The sequence below is a fragment of the Streptococcus sobrinus DSM 20742 = ATCC 33478 genome, assembly GCF_000686605.1.
Taxonomy (GTDB): Bacteria; Bacillota; Bacilli; order Lactobacillales; family Streptococcaceae; genus Streptococcus; species Streptococcus sobrinus.
Genome location: NZ_JMLC01000054.1, coordinates 1 through 1,212, shown reverse-complemented (window position 1 = coordinate 1,212; position 1,212 = coordinate 1). Strand labels below are relative to the sequence as shown.

The following is a 1,212-nucleotide window of genomic DNA, read 5'->3' as shown; positions in this document are numbered from 1 at the left end:
TGGTAAGATGGGAGTAGCTCATAGTTTTTCCTCGGGTTCTGTTTGTGTGGTTACTTACAGTTTACACCAATGAAACGCTATGAGTTTTTTTGTTGTACTATATTTTACAATTTATCAGGTGGAAAAAATTGAATAATTGATCTGACTTCGTTAAGGCAATAGATTAAGGAGGTGTGATAAGAATTTTTTACTCTAATCATCTTGACAAGCACCCTATTTTTCAGTAGAATACTAGCTGTATTGGGGTATAGCCAAGCGGTAAGGCAAGGGACTTTGACTCCCTCATGCGTTGGTTCGAATCCAGCTACCCCAGTTTTTTTTATTTGCGCTTCTATGCTAGGCCGGTGTGGCGGAATTGGCAGACGCGCTGGACTCAAAATCCAGTAGTTTTGTGATAAAATGTAATTGTTCCATATGATTCTTTCTAATGAGTTGTTTTGTCACTTTTCATTATAGATCTTATGGGACTTTTTTTCTACAACAAAATAGGCTCCATAATATCCATAGGGGATTTACCCACTACAAATATTTTAGAGCCCATAAAAGAAACTCTCCTTTCTCGAAAGAGAAGGGAGATATTTTATGTTGGAGAAAAAAGTCGAGGGGATAAATATTTCTTCTATATCTTCTATCCAACCCACATCAATCTCTTATACATATTAGTTAGAATAACTACCAAGTCTATATCAAGTATCTCAAAGGGGTGCTTTTCTGATGTTTGCACGAGCAAAAAAACACCCTAATTCCAATGCTTTTCTAAGCGTGTGGAATAAGAGTGCTTATTGTACAGGAAATTATTCTCCGTCTTTTTTAAAGATGTTTTTAACACCAGATACTGCACCTTCGACAGCTTCTTCAGCATCTCCGGCAACTTCTTTAGCTTTTGAAGCTACTTTTTCTGCAGCACCTTCTGCTTGAGTTTTTGTATCGCCAGTTAGTTTACCAAAACCTTCTTTAACAGAACCTTTAGCTTGGTTGAATTTTTCTTCGATTGACATGGGGTTACCTCCGTTAATTTTTTGTATTATCTAAACTAAATCAGATATTGATTTAAGTATACACCCTTTTATGCTGAAAAGCAAAAAACTGATACGAAATGAACTGAACCGCTCCCTGTCAAGTAGACAGTCAAATAATAAAATAATTTAAGCAACCTGATTCCTGAATTCTAAAGGAGTCAGGTTATTTAGTTTTTCTTGATAACGTTGGGTG

Annotated in this window: 1 protein-coding gene and 1 tRNA gene; one reads left to right on the top strand and one right to left on the bottom strand. The window is 36.1% G+C overall.

What is annotated here, in order from left to right:
- The first annotated feature begins 241 nt into the window (after nt 1–241).
- A tRNA-Gln gene (locus BS63_RS0110280) sits at nt 242–313 on the top strand.
- A gap of 481 nt (nt 314–794) precedes the next feature.
- Here BS63_RS0110280 and BS63_RS0110275 read toward each other — a convergent pair.
- Complete coding sequence (locus BS63_RS0110275) at nt 795–998, bottom strand: CsbD family protein (protein WP_002963266.1); 204 nt, start codon at nt 996–998, stop codon at nt 795–797.
- Nucleotides 999–1,212 lie beyond the last annotated feature (214 nt).

What these genes read in the sequence shown, in the direction of transcription:
- BS63_RS0110275 (WP_002963266.1), bottom strand. Translation starts at nt 998, where the DNA reads ATGTCAATCGAAGAAAAATTCAACCAAGCTAAAGGTTCTGTTAAAGAA.